Genomic DNA, 15922 nt, shown 5'->3' with positions numbered 1-15922 from the left:
ACTCAGGCCCCCTTACGGTGAATGGCGAAGCGGTTGGCGTACCCTTCCGGATCGGTGCCGTTCCAGACGGTACCGTCCATCAGGGTGCTGCTGCGATACGGTGATGACGGTGTGGACATGCCGCCCACAGCGGTCGCGGCATCCTGCCATACTGCGGTCTGGTTAATACGCTGCGCGATGTCCGCGTAGTCCGGCGCGGCGTTGAGCAACCCCCAGCGGCGGAACTGGGTTAAGAACCACATACCGTCGGAGAGATACGGGTAGCTCACGGCACCCTCATCGAAGAAACGGATCGGGTGCGCATCCTTCCAGCGCTGACCGACCCCGTTGTCGTACTCGCCGAGCATGCGCCCGGTGAGATACTGTTCCTTGCAGTTCAGCCAGGCGCGGCGGGAAAGGATCTGCGCGGTTTCACGTTTGTTTTCCGGTGATGCGTCGATCCAGCGCGCGGCCTCCAGCACCGCGCTCACCAGCGCCCGGGCGGTATGCGGATTTTTCGCCACCCAGTCGCGTCGGGTGCCAAGGATTTTTTCCGGGTGATCGGCCCAGATCGACTGCGACGTGGCAGCGGTAAACCCGATGCGGTCGTTAATCGCCCGCGCGTTCCACGGCTCGCCGACGCAGAAGCCCACCATGTTGCCGATACGCATGTTCATCACCATCTGCGGCGGCGGCACCACCACCGTGCGCACGTCGTCAAACGGATTGATACCCGCGCTGGCCAGCCAGTAGTAGAGCCACATGGCGTGCGTCCCGGTCGGGAAGGTATGCGCGAAGGTATAGGTTCCCGGCGCCTGCTGCCCAATCAGCTTTTTCAGCCCGTCGAGGTCACGAACGCCCTTCTCCGCCAGATCGCTGGAGAGCGTAATGGCCTGACCGTTCTGGTTGAGGGTCATCAGGTTCGCCATCGGCTGCGGCTTACCCGCGATCCCGAGTTCGAGACCGTACAGCAGGCCGTACAGAATGTGCGCCGCATCCAGTTCTCCCGCCACCAGCTTGTCGCGCACCGCCGCCCAGCTCGCCTCTTTGGTCGGCACGATGGTAATGCCATGTTTTTTATCGAACCCTTTCAGGGCCGCGATAACCACTGGCGCGCAATCGGTCAGGGGAATAAACCCGATACGCACGGTATCCTGCTCCGGCTTATCTGATCCCGCCGCCCATGCAGCCTGCATGACACCCGGCAACAGCATCGCACCACTCGCCAGCATGCTGGCCTGCAATAACCGTCGTCTCGACAAATCCGCCATAATCGCTCCTGAAAAAAAGGCAAAAAAAAGCGCCCGACGGTGCTGAAGCACCGCTGGACGCCTTTATCCCGAAGACGCATGCACCGCCGTTGGCGCATCGTCAAAAATGGTTAATGAGTTAATGCAAAGGTGATGCCAGCTTTTCATCCCCGACATGACGGGGTTTTCGCCAGGAGAGCGCGGTTTTACGCACCTCAATCAGGCATAAAATGCCCACTGACTGTGCAACTACTCCCTAGGGGGTATGTTCCACAGATTTTTCACCGTAAGCAGCGCACGGGCGATATCCACCATGCGTTGGTTTTTATCCATCGCCATTTTACGCAGGGCCGTCCACGCCTGCTCCTCGCTCATGTTCTGGTGCGTCATCAGCACGCTTTTGGCTTTGTCGATGGTCTTACGCTCCTCCAGCGTGTCACGCAGGGAGGCAAGCTGACGGGAGAGTTGCTCAATTTCACGCGCCTGCTGACGCACCAGCGGCAGAAGCGGTTTATCCGGAAACCGCGTCAGGATATCGTCGTGTTCATCGGCTACGTGCAGGTTTTCGCTACCACGACGCTCCTCAACGGCCGTCATCAGATCGGCAATTGCCACCTCCTCCAGCGTGCGCAGATGTTCAAGGCGCGCGGTTTGCAGAGCAAACCATTTGAGGGCGGTATCGCCGTTATCTGCCGGGGGCTGGCGGGTGCACGCTTCACGCCTGAGTTTTTCCGTTTCCAGATCCGGCAGGCAATTGAAGGTAAACGTCTCCTGCACGTCTGGAGTGCAATGGGAGATAAACACCTCAAAGCACGCCTGCTGGCCGTCGATGCGATCCACCAGCCGCTGGCGGGTTTCATCGTCAAAGAATCCCTGGGTGAAACCAATAGCCCCCAGCGCCCGCTCTTGTCCCACAAGCTCTTTGCCCTGCATCAGGCTGTAAAGCGCCACAAATCGGCCTGCAATGTGCGGATCGTCAATGCTGTCGCTGAGTTGAGGTACGATACTGAGCAGATGACGCAGTATGCGGCTGTAGTGTTCCATCGCCTGCGGCGCGGTGACGCTGCGACCTGTAACGCCATCACGTAGTACCGTTAGCGTTTCAAGGCAGTGCAGTGCGCTGGCAATACGTTCACAGAGGGTGCTGCCCGGCAGCGGTTGGTTAAACAGAAGGTACAGTGCCGCAAGGTTTTCATCCACCAGGGCCCTGCTGGCCTTGCATTCAGGGGCGTACAATTTGCCCTGTGAGCAGAGCCAGACATTTGACGCACCGCGCTCGCACTGTAGCATATGCACCAGTCGACTGATGCCGTTCACCAGCTCGCCCAGCTGCGCTAATCTGCCGAGCTGTTCCTCACGCAACCTTCTCGCACGCTGGAACCATTCGGTTGCGCCAGGCGAACTGCCAGCCTCTATCGTCATACTTTCTCTCCCCGATACGTATACTTCGGTTGGAGAAGCAATATTCGTGCCTTTTCAAAGAACAGGAGTCAACATGCAGAAGATTGTGATCGTCGCCAACGGTGCGGCCTACGGCAGTGAATCCCTTTTCAACAGCCTGCGCCTGGCAATCGCGCTGCGCGATAAAGAGAATGAACTGGAGCTGCGTCTCTTTTTGATGTCCGATGCCGTCACGGCCGGGCTGAAGGGTCAGAAACCCGCAGAAGGCTACAACATTCAACAAATGCTGGAGATCCTGACCGCGCAAAATGTTCCGGTCAAACTGTGCAAAACCTGTACCGACGGACGCGGGATCACCGGGCTGCCGCTGATTGAGGGCGTGGAAATTGGCACGCTGGTCGAGCTGGCTGAATGGACGCTTTCCGCCGATAAAGTATTAACTTTTTAATAATAACCCGCTAAAAATATTATTTTCTTATGGACGCGGTTTCAGCATCAAGTTTACCTGCACCGTTGCCGATAGGCATGGAAACAACACAGCAGGTATTACACTTATGTTCAGATCCATTCGCGCCCGCATCATTGCCGCGACGACAGGCTGTCTGGTCGTCGCCCTTCTTCTTAATACCGTTATTAACTTTCAGGTCACGCGCCAGGATAATCAGCAGTCGCAGCGCGATATTCTGACCAGCACCAGTGCCAGCCACAATATGGCAATTGCCGACTGGGTGAATAGCAAAATGACCGTCATTACTTCGGCGCAGCCAGTCGCGCTCAGTGACGATCCGGTTCCGGTGTTTAAACAGCTGGCACTGGCAGGTGGATTCACCAACGTCTACGTGGGTTATGCCAGCAAGACGGCGAAATTTTCCGACCCAACCGGGGTCCCCGCCGATTACGATCCCACCCTTCGCCCGTGGTATCAGCAGGTCGTCAGCACCGATGGTCCGGTAGTGACGGCACCTTATGTGGACGCGGGCACCGGGAAACTGGTGGTGACCTTCGCGGTACCGGTAAAAGAGAACGGCACGCTGAAAGCGGTTGTAGCGGGCGATGTGGCGATGGACAGCGTGGTGGCTAACGTGCGCGGTATTCACCCGACGCCAGCCAGCAGCGGCCTGCTTCTGGACAGCAACGGCACCGTGATTGCCGGCAGCGATCCTGCGCTGACGCTTAAGCCTTTTACTGAAACGATCAAGGGTATCGATTTTGCCGCTCTGAAAAGCGGCAACCTGGTTGACGGAACGTTTAACGGACGCGACAAAACGTTCATGGCGACCACCGTACCGGGAACGCACTGGCTGCTGGTTGTGGCGCTTGATAACGACGATGCCACCGCCGGGATGCGGTCATTGCTGAAAGCATCAGCACTGTCGCTGGCGATCCTCGCCCTGCTGAGCGGCGCCCTTATGCATGTTCTGATCGCCCGCCTGCTGAAAAGGCTGTCCGATATCCGCGATGCGATGAACAACATTGCCAACGGTACTAACGATCTGTCACAGCGCCTGCCGGATAAGGGGGGCGATGAAGTGGCGCAAATCGCGCAGGCGTTTAATGCCTTCAGCGATAAGCTTTCTGTGGTCATGGTCCAGCTACGAGACGCCAGCGCCTCAGTAAAAAACGCCGCGCATGAGATTGCGGCGGGTAATCAGGATCTCTCCGGGCGTACCGAGCAGGCGGCATCAAGCCTTCGCGAAACCGCCAGCGCCGTGGAAGAGATCACGGCCTCCGTTACGCAGTCCAACGAGTCGGCAGCAGAAGCGAACGAACAGGCGGGCAAGGCCTCTGCCGCAGCATCCCGCGGAGGCGACGTCGTCGCTCAGGCCATCAGTACCATGCAGTCCATCGAACTGGCTTCCGCGAAAATCGGCGATATTACCAGCGTCATTGACGGCATCGCCTTCCAGACCAACATTCTGGCGCTGAATGCCTCGGTGGAAGCGGCGCGAGCCGGGGAGCAAGGCCGTGGGTTCGCGGTCGTTGCGGGGGAAGTGCGTAATCTGGCCAGCCGCAGCGCTCAGGCGGCGAAAGAGATCAAAACCCTTATCGACTCCACCACCGACAGCGTGGCCACCGGCTCGCGTTACGTGCATCTGGCCGGGGAAAGCATGGATGAGATCCGCTCAAGCATCGGCAGCGTCTCTGGCATCATGCGCGAAATATCCATTGCCACAAGCGAGCAGATGAAAGGGATCCATGAGATTAACCACGCGGTGACTCATCTGGATCGCATGGTGCAGCAGAACGCCGAGCTTGTTGTACAGTCTGCCGCGGCAGCCAGTGCGCTGCAAAGCCAGGCGGGCGACCTTGCTGAGACCGCAGGCCATTTCCGCATATAATTTTTCCCCGGCGCGCGTTAAGCAGGGTAAACGCGCGTCGGCTGAAAGGTTTCAGGGATTTTGTCATTTTTGTTTAATCGTTACGCCATTTTTTGATCGAAATCAGCATCCCACCCCTTCCCCTTTGGTGTTATGCAATGAGTAAATTGTGAACAACATCACGCTCGGGATGGGCAAAAACGACGGGGTATAAAATGGCACGGGTTAAAACAAGTTTGAAACTGTTTGGCGGGGATACGGTAGTGGTGCGTTGCTCAGAGCGTTGCCGCATCCATCTGATGAGTACAAAAGGACAGAAGCAATCGCAGGCCGATATCCTTACCGTCCAGGACGATAAGGCATGGCTGACGGTGCCCTACACCGGCACCTGGGATGTGCTGATCGACAGCCACAGCCAGTCGCTCGAACATTCTGTTAGTTACGTAGCAGCATAATCGTAAACGCCCGGTCAGCCGGGCGTTATATTATGCAAAACCCGGCCGCAGCGTATTGCTGAGCGGGTTTCCTTCCAGCAGCGCTTTCACCTTCACCACCAGCTCACTCAGACAGTCGTCCTGCATACCGAGGCGCGTCAGCTCCTGATCGAGCGAGAAAAGGTACTGGGCGTTAGTACCCAGCGGTCCACTGGCGGCGGCAATCAGCGGGGCGATCACCTGGGTTCGGGTGTCGGCTTCATACAGCGGATGGCGCGGATCCATAATGAACACCAGCGCGTTGACGGTGCGGCCGTCATCCAGGTCCAGCTTGCACCAGCTGGGCATATAGCAGCCAGTGATCATCTCGCGCTTCCACAGCAGCGTCAGCTCTTCTTCCAGCGTGGTATCCGGCAGCCGGTATGCCACGCCCGTGGTGCGTCCGCCCTCTTTTAGTGCAAGCATGCGTCCAGGCTGACAGGCGCTGCCGCGTCCGGCGGTCAGGCGCAAACAGAAGGCGCGGTGCCAGCCAGGCAGCGTTCCGGTTGCCGATTCAACATACTCAAGCGCCGGGTTCCACATCAGTGAGCCGTAACCAAAAATCCAGACCGGGCCATCATCCGGGCGGCAGGCCAGCGTTGCCGCAAGCGACGCCGCACGTTGTTCAGCCGACCACAGAAGCGATTCCTCGATAGCACCAAATGCCGTCTTACAATCTGCCTTCATCAAGAAATCACGCGTTAACACATTCCACCTCCGCCACTGCATGCTTCCTTGCGACATCTTTAATGCGCCTTCCCGGCATTTTGTGCTGTTCATTTTAACAGCAGCCGAGCAACGATAAGCAATTCGCGGGCCAGATGCAATACAGCGGCAGGTCAACCGCCTGAAATGTCAAAATGGAGGCAGCGTATTATTCGGCAGCTATTTCTTTTTGTGCCATTTATCATCATCCCCCTTCTCATAGTCATTTTTTACGGCGGCCCAGGCCACTTTATGCGCCGTCTCTTCACGGCTGGCATCGTCCCGGCGATCGTCTTTATCTTTGTACTGATCCCAGGCGCTGTTAAAAGCTTCTTTGTAGATATCCTGCGCGTGAGCAGGCAATACGTTTTGCACGTTGTCCGGTAATTCGCTTTTCGATTTGTATGGCATCGTTAACCTCTCTTTTGGCTAAAAGATAAGTGTGGACGACGATACGCCAGGGTGCCACCCGAACAATAGAAATGAACGATACAAAAAAGCAAGACATTGTTATTTAATGAGTATTTAGTGGAGATAATGTATTATAAGACTCAGCCGTGAAAATTATAGAAAAGGGTAAAAAAAGGTAAACTATACAGGGTATTTAACAGATTTATGTTAATTTAACGTCCTCAAAATCTATCTATAATTACAAGCACCTGCATTGACGGAGAAGCACATGACAGCAACACACGAGGCGGTAAAAACCCGCCACAAGGAGACCTCTCTCATTTTCCCGGTTCTGGCACTGGCTGTGCTGCTCTTCTGGGGAAGCAGTCAGTCATTGCCAGTGGTTGTGGGGATCAATATTCTGGCTCTGGTGGGTATTTTAACCAGCGCATTTAGCGTGGTACGCCATGCGGATGTGTTAGCCCACCGTCTTGGAGAGCCGTATGGTTCATTAATTTTAAGCCTTTCGGTTGTTATTCTTGAAGTCAGTTTAATTTCCGCATTAATGGCCACCGGCGACGCCGCGCCAACGCTAATGCGCGATACGCTCTACTCGATCATTATGATTGTCACCGGCGGTCTGGTCGGTTTTTCGCTTTTACTGGGTGGACGCAAATTTGCCACCCAGTACATGAATCTCTTTGGCATTAAACAGTACCTGATCGCCCTGTTCCCGCTGGCGATTATCGTGCTGGTCTTCCCGATGGCGCTGCCGGGTGCAAACTTCACCACCGGCCAGGCGCTGCTGGTGGCGCTGATTTCCGCGGCGATGTATGGCGTGTTCCTGCTGATCCAGACCAAAACGCACCAGAGCCTGTTTGTGTACGAGCATGAAGATGAAGCCGACGACGATGACCCGCATCACGGTAAGCCGTCGGCCCACAGCAGCGCGTGGCACACGGTTTGGCTGATCGTGCATCTGATTGCCGTTATTGCGGTCACCAAGATGAATGCGAACCCGCTGGAGGCGCTGTTAACGGAACTGAACGCGCCGGTCGCCTTTACCGGTTTCCTGGTAGCCCTGTTGATCCTGTCACCAGAAGGTCTGGGGGCGCTGAAAGCGGTGCTGAACAATCAGGTGCAGCGTGCGATGAATCTATTCTTCGGCTCCGTACTGGCGACCATCTCCCTCACCGTTCCGGTGGTGACGCTGATTGCCTTTATGACGGGGAATGATTTGCAGTTTGCGCTGGGTGCGCCAGAGATGATTGTGATGATGGCATCATTGCTGCTGTGCCAGATATCCTTCTCCACCGGCCGCACCAATGTGCTGAACGGCGCGGCGCATATGGCGCTGTTTATTGCGTATCTGATGACGATATTTGCATAATCTTTTTTGCCCAGCGGCGCTTCGCTTGCAGGGCCTACGGGTTTTGTAGGCCGGGTAAGCGCAGCGCCACCCGGCAATATGCCCCATAAAAAAACCCGCCGAAGCGGGTTTTTTATTAGTTGCTGGTATCCAGCTCGTCGAAGCTCTTCACCAGATCGTCAATCGCCTTGATCTGTTTCAGGAACGGCTCCAGCTTGTCCAGCGGCAGCGCGGATGGACCGTCGCATTTCGCGTTAGCCGGATCCGGGTGCGCTTCAATGAACAGACCCGCCAGGCCGGTCGCCATCCCGGCGCGCGCCAGTTCGGTTACCTGCGCACGACGCCCGCCAGACGCGGCACCAAACGGGTCGCGGCATTGCAGGGAGTGGGTCACGTCGAAAATCACCGGCGACTGGTTAGAGACGTTCTTCATCACGCTGAAGCCCAGCATATCCACAACCAGGTTGTCATAACCGAAGTTTGAACCACGGTCGCACAGGATCACCTGGTCGTTACCGCCTTCGATAAACTTATCGACGATGTTACCCATCTGGCCAGGGCTGACAAACTGCGGTTTTTTCACGTTAATCACGGCACCGGTTTTCGCCATCGCTTCTACCAGGTCAGTCTGGCGAGCCAGGAACGCCGGAAGCTGGATCACGTCTACCACATCTGCCACGGGCTGTGCCTGAGAGGCTTCGTGCACGTCGGTGATCACTTTCACGCCAAACGTCTGTTTCAGCTCCTGGAAAATCTTCATCCCCTCTTCCAGGCCCGGGCCACGGTAGGAGTGAATGGAGGAGCGGTTGGCTTTGTCAAAAGAGGCTTTAAACACGTACGGGATGCCCAGCTTTTGGGTCACGGTCACGTAGTGTTCGCAGATGCGCATAGCGAGATCGCGGGATTCCAGCACGTTCATACCGCCAAACAGCACGAACGGCAGGTCGTTTGCCACGTTGATATCACCAATGCTAACCACTTTTTGTTTCATAGGATCGCCTTATTCAGGTGTGAATCGGAATTAAGATTAATGCAGTGTAATGTGTTTATGCGCGATCGCGTTGATCTGCGCGCGGATCATTTCGCTGATCGGATCTTCCGGACATTGCTCGACGAAATAATTCAAATCATTCAGCGCCACGTGCTCGCAGTCGAGCTGCGCATAAATCAGGCCGCGGTCGCGGATTTCGTACGGATCTTCCGGATTGAACTGCAACAGCACTTCGCTTGCGCGCAGGGCCAGCTCCATCTGCCGCTCTTCCATCAGCGCAGACTTCAGCGTATCCAACAGTTTGCGGATCACTTCGGCGTTATCGGCTTCATCAAGATCTTCATTGAACAGCTCAGCTATCGGGCTAATGTTGCCCTTCAGCCAGACGTCCAGCGTATGCTCATCCAGCGTGTCGCCGTTAAATGGATTGATTAACCACATCTCACCGTCCAGCCACTCCGCCCGCAAAATCATCTGCGTTGGGAAAATGACCGGCACCAGTGGAATATCCAGTTCGTGTGCAACCCACAGTAAAATGGCGCCCAACGCGACGGCGCTGCCCTGACGATTTTTCAACACCTGGTCCAGCCACAGTGCGTCAGACAAGCGGTACACGCCTCGCGTGTCGCAGAAACCCCATTCGCCGTAGAAAAGCTCAATCAGCTTCTCTAATTGCCAGTCCTGCGGACGTGCCTGATTGATCTCTTCGCGCGCCAGGCTGACCAGATTCTCCAGTTCAGCGTAAACGTACTGTGACGTGAAATCGTCGCGGATCATCTCTGAAATCAGGATCATACCATCGCAGAGCGGCACTTTGTTAAATTCGAAATCGGCTAAGGACCTCATGACTTACCCCAGTAACGGTATTCTTGTGGTGGCGAGTTTAATGATGATGTACAGCACCACCAGACCCAGCAGAAAGGCGATAAACCCTGCCTGCTGGCTGCGCGGACGATAACGTCCAGGCGCGATAAAACCCAAAACGATGTAGATGATAACGCCAAACCGCTTTTCAGTCAGCCATGCGCCTTTATCAGTAAATGGCAGATAGCCTGCTTTCATGACCACTGACCCAGCGTCAGGCGCTCGTTGCCACCGTAGTCGCGGCAGGTTTCAACGGCAGAATAGCCTGCCTGCGTGAACAGCGCTCTCACCGCCTCCCCCTGCGTCCAGCCATGTTCCACCAGCAGCCAGCCGCCGGGAAGCAAATGTTGTCGTGACGTTGTCACAATGTGATCGAGATCCGCAAGCCCCTGATTCGCAGCGACCAGCGCGGTCAGTGGTTCAAAACGCACGTCGCCCCGGGCGAGATGCGGATCGTCTTCGTCGATGTAGGGCGGATTGCTGACAATCATGTCGAACATGCGGCTTTCAAGCGCGGCAAACCAGCTGCTTTGCAGAACGGCAACATTGTTCAGCCCCAGCCGTTCAACGTTGCGCCGCGCAAGGGCGACCGCATCGGGCATTACGTCTACCGCCGTCACGGTGCAATCCGGTCGCTCGCTGGCCAGCGCCAGCGCAATCGCGCCGGTGCCAGTACCGAGATCGAGGATCTCACACGGCTGCGCCGGTAACCGCGCCAGCGCCTGCTCCACCAGACACTCGGTGTCCGGGCGCGGGATCAGTGTGGCCGCTGAGACGTACAGCGGAAGTGACCAGAACTCACGTTCGCCCACCAGATGCGCCACCGGCTCGCCGGTTTTACGGCGGGCAAGCAGCGAGGCGAGCTGTGCTTCCTGCTCAGCGGTCAGCTCGGTTTCACCGAAAGCCAGCAGATACGTGCGGGCTTTACCCGTCACATGCTCAAGCAAAATTTCAGCGTCGCGCTTCGGGCTTTCACTGTCTGAAAGTTCACCGACCGCCTCACGTAACCAGCGCTGAAAATCCATTAATCCTGCTCGGACAGTGCCGCCAGCTGGTCGGCCTGGTATTCCTGCACGATAGGCTCAATCAGCATATCGAGCTTGCCTTCCATCGCCTCATCCAGTCGGTAGAGCGTCAGGTTGATGCGGTGGTCGGTTACGCGACCCTGCGGGAAGTTATAGGTGCGGTTACGATCGCTACGGTCGCCGCTGCCCAACAGGTTACGGCGTGTAGAGGCTTCCGCCTGCTGGCGTTTCGCCATTTCCGCCGCGTGGATACGGGCACCCAGCACGGATAGTGCTTTAGCTTTGTTCTTGTGCTGGGAACGTTCATCCTGACACTCAACCACAATGCCGGTGGGCAGGTGAGTAATACGGATAGCGGAGTCGGTGGTGTTAACGTGCTGACCACCCGCACCGGAGGAGCGGAAAGTGTCGATACGCAGATCCGCCGGGTTGATATCCGGCAATTCCGCTTCCGGCAGCTCGGGCATGACCGCTACCGTGCAGGCCGAGGTGTGAATACGGCCCTGCGATTCGGTCGCCGGGACGCGCTGCACGCGGTGGCCGCCAGATTCAAATTTCAGTCGACCATATACGCCGTCACCGCTGATTTTGGCGATAATCTCTTTATAACCGCCATGTTCCCCTTCGTTAGCGCTCATGATCTCCACGCGCCAGCGGCGGGATTCGGCATAACGGCTGTACATACGGAACAGATCCCCGGCGAACAGCGCCGCTTCGTCGCCGCCGGTCCCGGCGCGGACTTCCACAAAAGCGTTACGCTCATCGTCCGGATCTTTCGGCAGCAGAAGCACCTGGAGCTGTTGCTCCATCTCTTCTGAACGCGCTTTGGCGTCCTGCAACTCTTCCTGGGCCATCTCGCGCATCTCAGGATCGTCGAGCATCATCTGCGCGGTTTCGATATCTTCCTGGACCTGACGCCAGTCGGTAAAGCATTTTGAAACATCACTTAACTGCGCGTATTCACGCGACAGCGCGCGAAAACGTTCCTGGTCGGCAATGGTCCCGGCATCGCCGAGCAGCGCCTGGACTTCTTCATGGCGCTCGTGCAGAGCTTCCAGTTTAGCGACGATAGAAGGCTTCATAGGCGTAAATGCACCTTGTCTTAGAAAATGGGTATAGGGCGCTATTCCAGCCCGAGGCTGTTGCGCAGAATTGTCAGGCGTTCATCGTCCCCGTCACGGGCAGCCTGCTGAAGAGATTTGGTTGGGGCATGGATCAGGCGGTTGGTCAGTTTCCAGGCCAGATCCTGCATAATCGCCTGCGCGTCGCCGCCCTGTTCAAGCGCCGCTAACGCTTTGGCCGTCAGGTCATCACGCACCTGCTCCGCCTGACCGCGGTACTCGCGGATGGTCTCGCTGACGCTTTGCGCGCGCAGCCAGGCCATAAACTCGCTGGTTTCCTGCTCAACGATGGTTTCCGCCTGCACTGCCGCCGCTTTACGCTGGGCAAGGTTGTGCGAAATGATGCTTTGCAGGTCATCCACGCTGTACAGATAGGCGTTTGCCAGTTTGCCCACTTCCGGTTCGACATCACGCGGAACGGCGATATCCACCAGCAGCATCGGCTGATTGCGGCGGGATTTCAGCGCACGTTCGACCATCCCTTTGCCGATAATCGGCAGCGGGCTGGCGGTAGAACTGATAATAATGTCCGCCTCTTTCAGGCGTTCATCGATGTCGCTCAGCGCAATCACCTCAGCGCCGACTTCATCTGCCAGCACCTGCGCACGTTCCCGGGTGCGGTTGGCGATGATCATCTTCTTCACTTTGTGTTCGCGAAGATGGCGCGCCACCAGCTCAATGGTTTCGCCCGCCCCCACCAGCAGTACGGTGACGGTCGACAGCGATTCAAAGATTTGACGGGCAAGGGTACAGGCCGCGAAAGCAACCGAAACCGCACTGGCACCAATATCGGTTTCGGTTCGCACACGCTTCGCCACGGAGAAAGACTTCTGGAACATACGTTCCAGTTCGCTGGCTTTCAGATGCCCTTTCTGGGAATCCGCGAAGGCTTTTTTTACCTGGCCGAGGATCTGCGGCTCGCCCAGTACCAGCGAATCCAGACCGCTGGCCACGCGCATCAGATGGCTGACCGCATCGTTATCCTGATGCCAGTACAGGCTGTTGCGCAGCTCTTCTTCGTTGAGGTTGTGGTAGTCACATAACCAGCGGATCAGTGCCTCGTGCAGGTTGTCCTGCTCCTCCACGCTTAAATACAGCTCGGTACGGTTGCACGTCGACAGCACCACCCCTCCCTGCACCATCGGCTGTGCAAGCAGGCTGTCCAGCGCCAGGTCGAGCGTATCCGGCGAAAACGTAACGCGTTCTCGCAGTGAAACCGGGGCTGTTTTGTGGTTAATACCGAGTGCTAATAGGGTCATGTTGAGCGGGAGTAGTACCAGCGTTAATAAGGTTAGCAGGACGCATCATACAGGATGCGCGAGATCAATAAAAGAGACTGCACCCTTTCGGAGTAATAGGTTACATAGCGCTTTGAGATAATTTGAACGTAGACGGTGGCATCCTTCAACGCTAGCATTAACAGTTATAACTGCAACGTATCTCAAGGATTTGTCATCATTATGACCCGAATGATTCGCCTGCTGCCTCTGGCGGCCCTGGTTCTGACCGCCTGTTCCGTTAACCAGCCGAAAGGCCCGGGCAAAAGCCCTGACTCACCGCAGTGGCGCCAGCACCAGCAGGACGTGCTGAAACTCAGCCAGTACCAGACCCGCGGTGCGTTTGCTTATCTCTCTGACGAACAAAAAGTTTACGCTCGCTTCTTCTGGCAACAAACGGGTCAGGACAACTATCGCCTGCTGTTACTGAACCCGCTGGGTAGCACCGAACTGGAGCTTAACGCGAAGCCTGGCGAAGCGCAGATCACCGATAACAAGGGCCAGCACTACACGGCCACCGACGCCGAAGAGATGATTGGCAAGCTGACCGGGATGCCGATTCCGCTGAACAGCCTGCGCCAGTGGATCCTCGGCCTGCCGGGTGAAGCGACCGACTATACCCTCGACGATCAATACCGTCTGAGCCAGGTGAACTACACCCAGGGCGGTAAAACCTGGAAAGTGGTGTACAGCGCCTATGACAGCAAGACTCAACCGTCGCTGCCGTCCAATATGGAGCTGACGCAGGGTAGCCAGCGTATCAAGCTGAAAATGGATAACTGGATCGTTAAATGATGACCCACTGGCCCTCTCCCGCAAAACTGAACCTGTTTCTCTACATTACCGGGCAGCGCGCTGACGGCTATCACACCCTGCAAACGCTGTTTCAGTTTGTCGATTACGGCGACACGATCTCCATCGAACCGCGTCAGGACGGGCAGATTTGCCTGCTGACGCCGGTCGACGGCGTGGCGCACGACGATAACCTGATCGTGCGCGCCGCCCGTCTGCTGATGCAAACGGCGTCGGCGTCGGGCCGTCTGCCAGCGGGAAGCGGTGCGGATATCCGTATCGACAAACGCCTGCCGATGGGCGGCGGGCTGGGCGGCGGTTCGTCAAACGCCGCGACCGTACTGGTGGCGCTCAATCACCTTTGGGGCTGCGGCCTGACAACGGACGAACTGGCAGCGCTAGGATTGACGCTGGGTGCCGACGTACCGGTGTTTGTGCGCGGTCATGCGGCGTTCGCTGAAGGGGTGGGTGAAATCCTTACGCCGGTCGACCCACCGGAAAAATGGTATCTGATCGTTCACCCTGGCGTGAGCATTCCTACCCCGGTCATCTTCAAAGATCCTGACCTGAAAAGAAATACCCCGGTACGGTCAATAAAAACGTTATTAAATTGTGAATTCAGCAACGATTGCGAGGATATCGCAAGAAAACGTTTTCGCGAGGTTGATGCGGTGCTTTCCTGGCTGTTAGAATACGCGCCGTCGCGCCTGACCGGTACAGGGGCCTGTGTCTTTGCTGAATTTGACACCGAAACCGCCGCCCGTCAGGTGCTTGAGCAAGCGCCGGTTTGGCTGCATGGTTTTGTAGCACGCGGGATGAACACCTCCCCCCTACAGCAGGCCATTCTGGCGCAGACTGAGTTTCGGTGACAACGTCACCCTGTTCCAGACGTTGCATCGCGCTCTTTAATACACCGCCTGGATAGCGTTTGCTTAGGCCCCGCAGTTTGCGGCGAACGCTATCCACCACTGGACGCATGCCTGAGGTTCTTCTCGTGCCTGATATGAAGCTTTTTGCTGGTAACGCCACCCCGGAACTAGCACAACGTATTGCCAACCGCCTGTACACTTCCCTCGGCGACGCCGCTGTAGGTCGCTTTAGCGACGGCGAAGTCAGCGTACAAATTAACGAAAATGTACGCGGTGGTGATATTTTCATCATCCAGTCCACCTGTGCTCCAACGAATGACAACCTGATGGAATTGGTTGTTATGGTCGACGCGCTGCGTCGTGCTTCTGCTGGCCGTATCACTGCTGTTATTCCTTACTTTGGCTATGCACGTCAGGACCGTCGCGTCCGTTCCGCGCGTGTGCCAATCACCGCTAAAGTTGTCGCAGACTTCCTGTCCAGCGTCGGCGTTGACCGTGTACTGACGGTCGACCTGCACGCAGAGCAGATCCAGGGCTTCTTCGACGTGCCGGTTGATAACGTATTCGGTAGCCCAATCCTGCTGGAAGACATGCTGCAACTGAATCTGGACAACCCGATTGTGGTTTCTCCGGACATCGGCGGCGTGGTACGTGCTCGTGCTATCGCGAAGCTGTTGAACGATACCGACATGGCGATCATCGACAAACGCCGTCCGCGCGCTAACGTTTCTCAGGTGATGCACATCATCGGTGACGTGGCTGGCCGCGACTGCGTGTTGGTGGACGACATGATCGATACCGGCGGTACGCTGTGTAAAGCCGCTGAAGCGCTGAAAGAGCGTGGTGCGAAACGCGTATTCGCTTACGCGACTCACCCAATCTTCTCCGGCAATGCGGTGAACAACCTCCGTAACTCCGTCATTGACGAAGTTGTGGTGTGCGATACCATCCCACTGAGTGACGAGATCAAAGCGCTGCCAAACGTGCGTACATTGACCCTGTCCGGGATGCTGGCCGAAGCGATTCGTCGTATCAGCAACGAAGAATCCATCTCTGCAATGTTCGAACACTGATCGAACACGGCCAAAAAACCCGCTA

General features: G+C 56.6%; 16 protein-coding genes and 1 pseudogene. 7 read left to right on the top strand and 10 right to left on the bottom strand.

Translation table 11 applies throughout. The annotated features are described in order from the left end of the window. Nucleotides 1-2: 2 nt before the first annotated feature. On the bottom strand, nt 3-1250 hold the full coding sequence (locus tag BH712_RS01110) for a CmpA/NrtA family ABC transporter substrate-binding protein (RefSeq protein ID WP_032673876.1): 1248 nt from the start codon (nt 1248-1250) through the stop codon (nt 3-5). Nucleotides 1251-1478: 228 nt separating this feature from the next. Next, nucleotides 1479-2651, bottom strand: coding sequence for a nitrate regulatory protein NasR (nasR, locus tag BH712_RS01100; RefSeq protein ID WP_006810906.1), 1173 nt, complete (start codon nt 2649-2651; stop codon nt 1479-1481). 73 nt (nt 2652-2724) lie between these two features. Here nasR and BH712_RS01095 point away from each other — a divergent pair, with 73 nt between their 5' ends. From BH712_RS01095 to BH712_RS01085, 3 genes are all read left to right on the top strand, one after another. Further along, the gene (locus tag BH712_RS01095) at nt 2725-3078 is read left to right on the top strand and encodes a DsrE/DsrF/TusD sulfur relay family protein (RefSeq protein WP_006810907.1); all 354 of its coding nucleotides are present in this window, start codon (nt 2725-2727) and stop codon (nt 3076-3078) included. Nucleotides 3079-3184: 106 nt separating this feature from the next. Further along, nucleotides 3185-4969: a methyl-accepting chemotaxis protein gene (locus BH712_RS01090; RefSeq protein ID WP_006810908.1), complete on the top strand. Its 1785-nt coding sequence runs from the start codon at nt 3185-3187 to the stop codon at nt 4967-4969. Nucleotides 4970-5163: 194 nt separating this feature from the next. Beyond that, nucleotides 5164-5403, top strand: a complete 240-nt coding sequence (locus tag BH712_RS01085) for a hypothetical protein (protein ID WP_015570352.1) — start codon at nt 5164-5166, stop codon at nt 5401-5403. A 30-nt stretch (nt 5404-5433) separates the two neighbouring features. On the opposite strand, the gene BH712_RS01080 is transcribed toward BH712_RS01085, so the two are convergent. Both BH712_RS01080 and chaB read right to left on the bottom strand, forming a co-directional pair. Continuing rightward, nucleotides 5434-6129, bottom strand: coding sequence for a gamma-glutamylcyclotransferase (locus BH712_RS01080; RefSeq protein ID WP_032673877.1), 696 nt, complete (start codon nt 6127-6129; stop codon nt 5434-5436). Nucleotides 6130-6306: 177 nt separating this feature from the next. Further along, the gene (chaB, locus tag BH712_RS01075; protein WP_006810911.1) at nt 6307-6537 is read right to left on the bottom strand and encodes a putative cation transport regulator ChaB; all 231 of its coding nucleotides are present in this window, start codon (nt 6535-6537) and stop codon (nt 6307-6309) included. Between the two features lie 268 nt (nt 6538-6805). On the opposite strand from chaB, the gene chaA reads away from it, so the two are divergent. Continuing rightward, nucleotides 6806-7906: a sodium-potassium/proton antiporter ChaA gene (chaA, locus tag BH712_RS01070; RefSeq protein WP_006810912.1), complete on the top strand. Its 1101-nt coding sequence runs from the start codon at nt 6806-6808 to the stop codon at nt 7904-7906. 115 nt (nt 7907-8021) lie between these two features. Here chaA and kdsA read toward each other — a convergent pair whose 3' ends face one another. The 6 genes and pseudogenes from kdsA to hemA form a co-directional block, all read right to left on the bottom strand. After that, entirely contained in the window at nt 8022-8876 is an 855-nt protein-coding gene (gene kdsA, locus BH712_RS01065) for a 3-deoxy-8-phosphooctulonate synthase (RefSeq protein WP_003856671.1), read from the bottom strand. Nucleotides 8877-8912: 36 nt separating this feature from the next. Beyond that, nucleotides 8913-9722, bottom strand: a complete 810-nt coding sequence (gene sirB1 / locus BH712_RS01060) for an invasion regulator SirB1 (protein ID WP_006810913.1) — start codon at nt 9720-9722, stop codon at nt 8913-8915. Nucleotides 9723-9725: 3 nt separating this feature from the next. Further along, a pseudogene (locus BH712_RS01055) lies at nt 9726-9926 on the bottom strand (SirB2 family protein); the annotation flags it as partial. A gap of 8 nt (nt 9927-9934) precedes the next feature. Next, nucleotides 9935-10765 (bottom strand): peptide chain release factor N(5)-glutamine methyltransferase, encoded by an 831-nt coding sequence (gene prmC, locus BH712_RS01050; RefSeq protein WP_006810915.1) that lies wholly within the window; start codon nt 10763-10765, stop codon nt 9935-9937. Continuing rightward, on the bottom strand, nt 10765-11847 hold the full coding sequence (gene prfA / locus BH712_RS01045; protein WP_006810916.1) for a peptide chain release factor 1: 1083 nt from the start codon (nt 11845-11847) through the stop codon (nt 10765-10767). Before prfA ends, prmC begins: the two co-directional genes overlap by 1 nt. A gap of 41 nt (nt 11848-11888) precedes the next feature. Further along, nucleotides 11889-13145, bottom strand: a complete 1257-nt coding sequence (gene hemA, locus BH712_RS01040; protein ID WP_003856666.1) for a glutamyl-tRNA reductase — start codon at nt 13143-13145, stop codon at nt 11889-11891. A 201-nt stretch (nt 13146-13346) separates the two neighbouring features. Here hemA and lolB point away from each other — a divergent pair, with 201 nt between their 5' ends. From lolB to prs, 3 genes are all read left to right on the top strand, one after another. Further along, on the top strand, nt 13347-13958 hold the full coding sequence (gene lolB, locus BH712_RS01035) for a lipoprotein insertase outer membrane protein LolB (protein WP_006810917.1): 612 nt from the start codon (nt 13347-13349) through the stop codon (nt 13956-13958). Beyond that, a complete protein-coding gene (ispE, locus tag BH712_RS01030; RefSeq protein ID WP_006810918.1) occupies nt 13955-14824 on the top strand; it encodes a 4-(cytidine 5'-diphospho)-2-C-methyl-D-erythritol kinase in 870 nt (289 codons plus the stop codon). Before lolB ends, ispE begins: the two co-directional genes overlap by 4 nt. Nucleotides 14825-14949: 125 nt before the next feature. After that, a complete protein-coding gene (prs, locus tag BH712_RS01020; RefSeq protein WP_003856663.1) occupies nt 14950-15897 on the top strand; it encodes a ribose-phosphate diphosphokinase in 948 nt (315 codons plus the stop codon). Nucleotides 15898-15922: the final 25 nt, after the last annotated feature.

Source organism: Enterobacter hormaechei ATCC 49162 (assembly GCF_001875655.1).
In the GTDB taxonomy this organism is placed as follows: Bacteria; Pseudomonadota; Gammaproteobacteria; order Enterobacterales; family Enterobacteriaceae; genus Enterobacter; species Enterobacter hormaechei.
The sequence above is the reverse complement of the archived record's forward strand: the minus strand, read 5'-3'. Positions and strand labels throughout refer to the sequence as shown.

Bases quoted from the DNA above. Each gene is read 5' to 3' on its own strand.
- BH712_RS01095 (WP_006810907.1), top strand. From the start codon at position 2,725: ATGCAGAAGATTGTGATCGTCGCCAACGGTGCGGCCTACGGCAGTGAA.
- hemA (WP_003856666.1), bottom strand. From the start codon at position 13,145: ATGACCCTATTAGCACTCGGTATTAACCACAAAACAGCCCCGGTTTCA.
- chaA (WP_006810912.1), top strand. From the start codon at position 6,806: ATGACAGCAACACACGAGGCGGTAAAAACCCGCCACAAGGAGACCTCT.
- BH712_RS01085 (WP_015570352.1), top strand. From the start codon at position 5,164: ATGGCACGGGTTAAAACAAGTTTGAAACTGTTTGGCGGGGATACGGTA.
- chaB (WP_006810911.1), bottom strand. From the start codon at position 6,537: ATGCCATACAAATCGAAAAGCGAATTACCGGACAACGTGCAAAACGTA.
- kdsA (WP_003856671.1), bottom strand. From the start codon at position 8,876: ATGAAACAAAAAGTGGTTAGCATTGGTGATATCAACGTGGCAAACGAC.
- BH712_RS01110 (WP_032673876.1), bottom strand. From the start codon at position 1,250: ATGGCGGATTTGTCGAGACGACGGTTATTGCAGGCCAGCATGCTGGCG.
- ispE (WP_006810918.1), top strand. From the start codon at position 13,955: ATGATGACCCACTGGCCCTCTCCCGCAAAACTGAACCTGTTTCTCTAC.
- nasR (WP_006810906.1), bottom strand. From the start codon at position 2,651: ATGACGATAGAGGCTGGCAGTTCGCCTGGCGCAACCGAATGGTTCCAG.
- prmC (WP_006810915.1), bottom strand. From the start codon at position 10,765: ATGGATTTTCAGCGCTGGTTACGTGAGGCGGTCGGTGAACTTTCAGAC.
- BH712_RS01090 (WP_006810908.1), top strand. From the start codon at position 3,185: ATGTTCAGATCCATTCGCGCCCGCATCATTGCCGCGACGACAGGCTGT.
- prfA (WP_006810916.1), bottom strand. From the start codon at position 11,847: ATGAAGCCTTCTATCGTCGCTAAACTGGAAGCTCTGCACGAGCGCCAT.
- sirB1 (WP_006810913.1), bottom strand. From the start codon at position 9,722: ATGAGGTCCTTAGCCGATTTCGAATTTAACAAAGTGCCGCTCTGCGAT.
- lolB (WP_006810917.1), top strand. From the start codon at position 13,347: ATGACCCGAATGATTCGCCTGCTGCCTCTGGCGGCCCTGGTTCTGACC.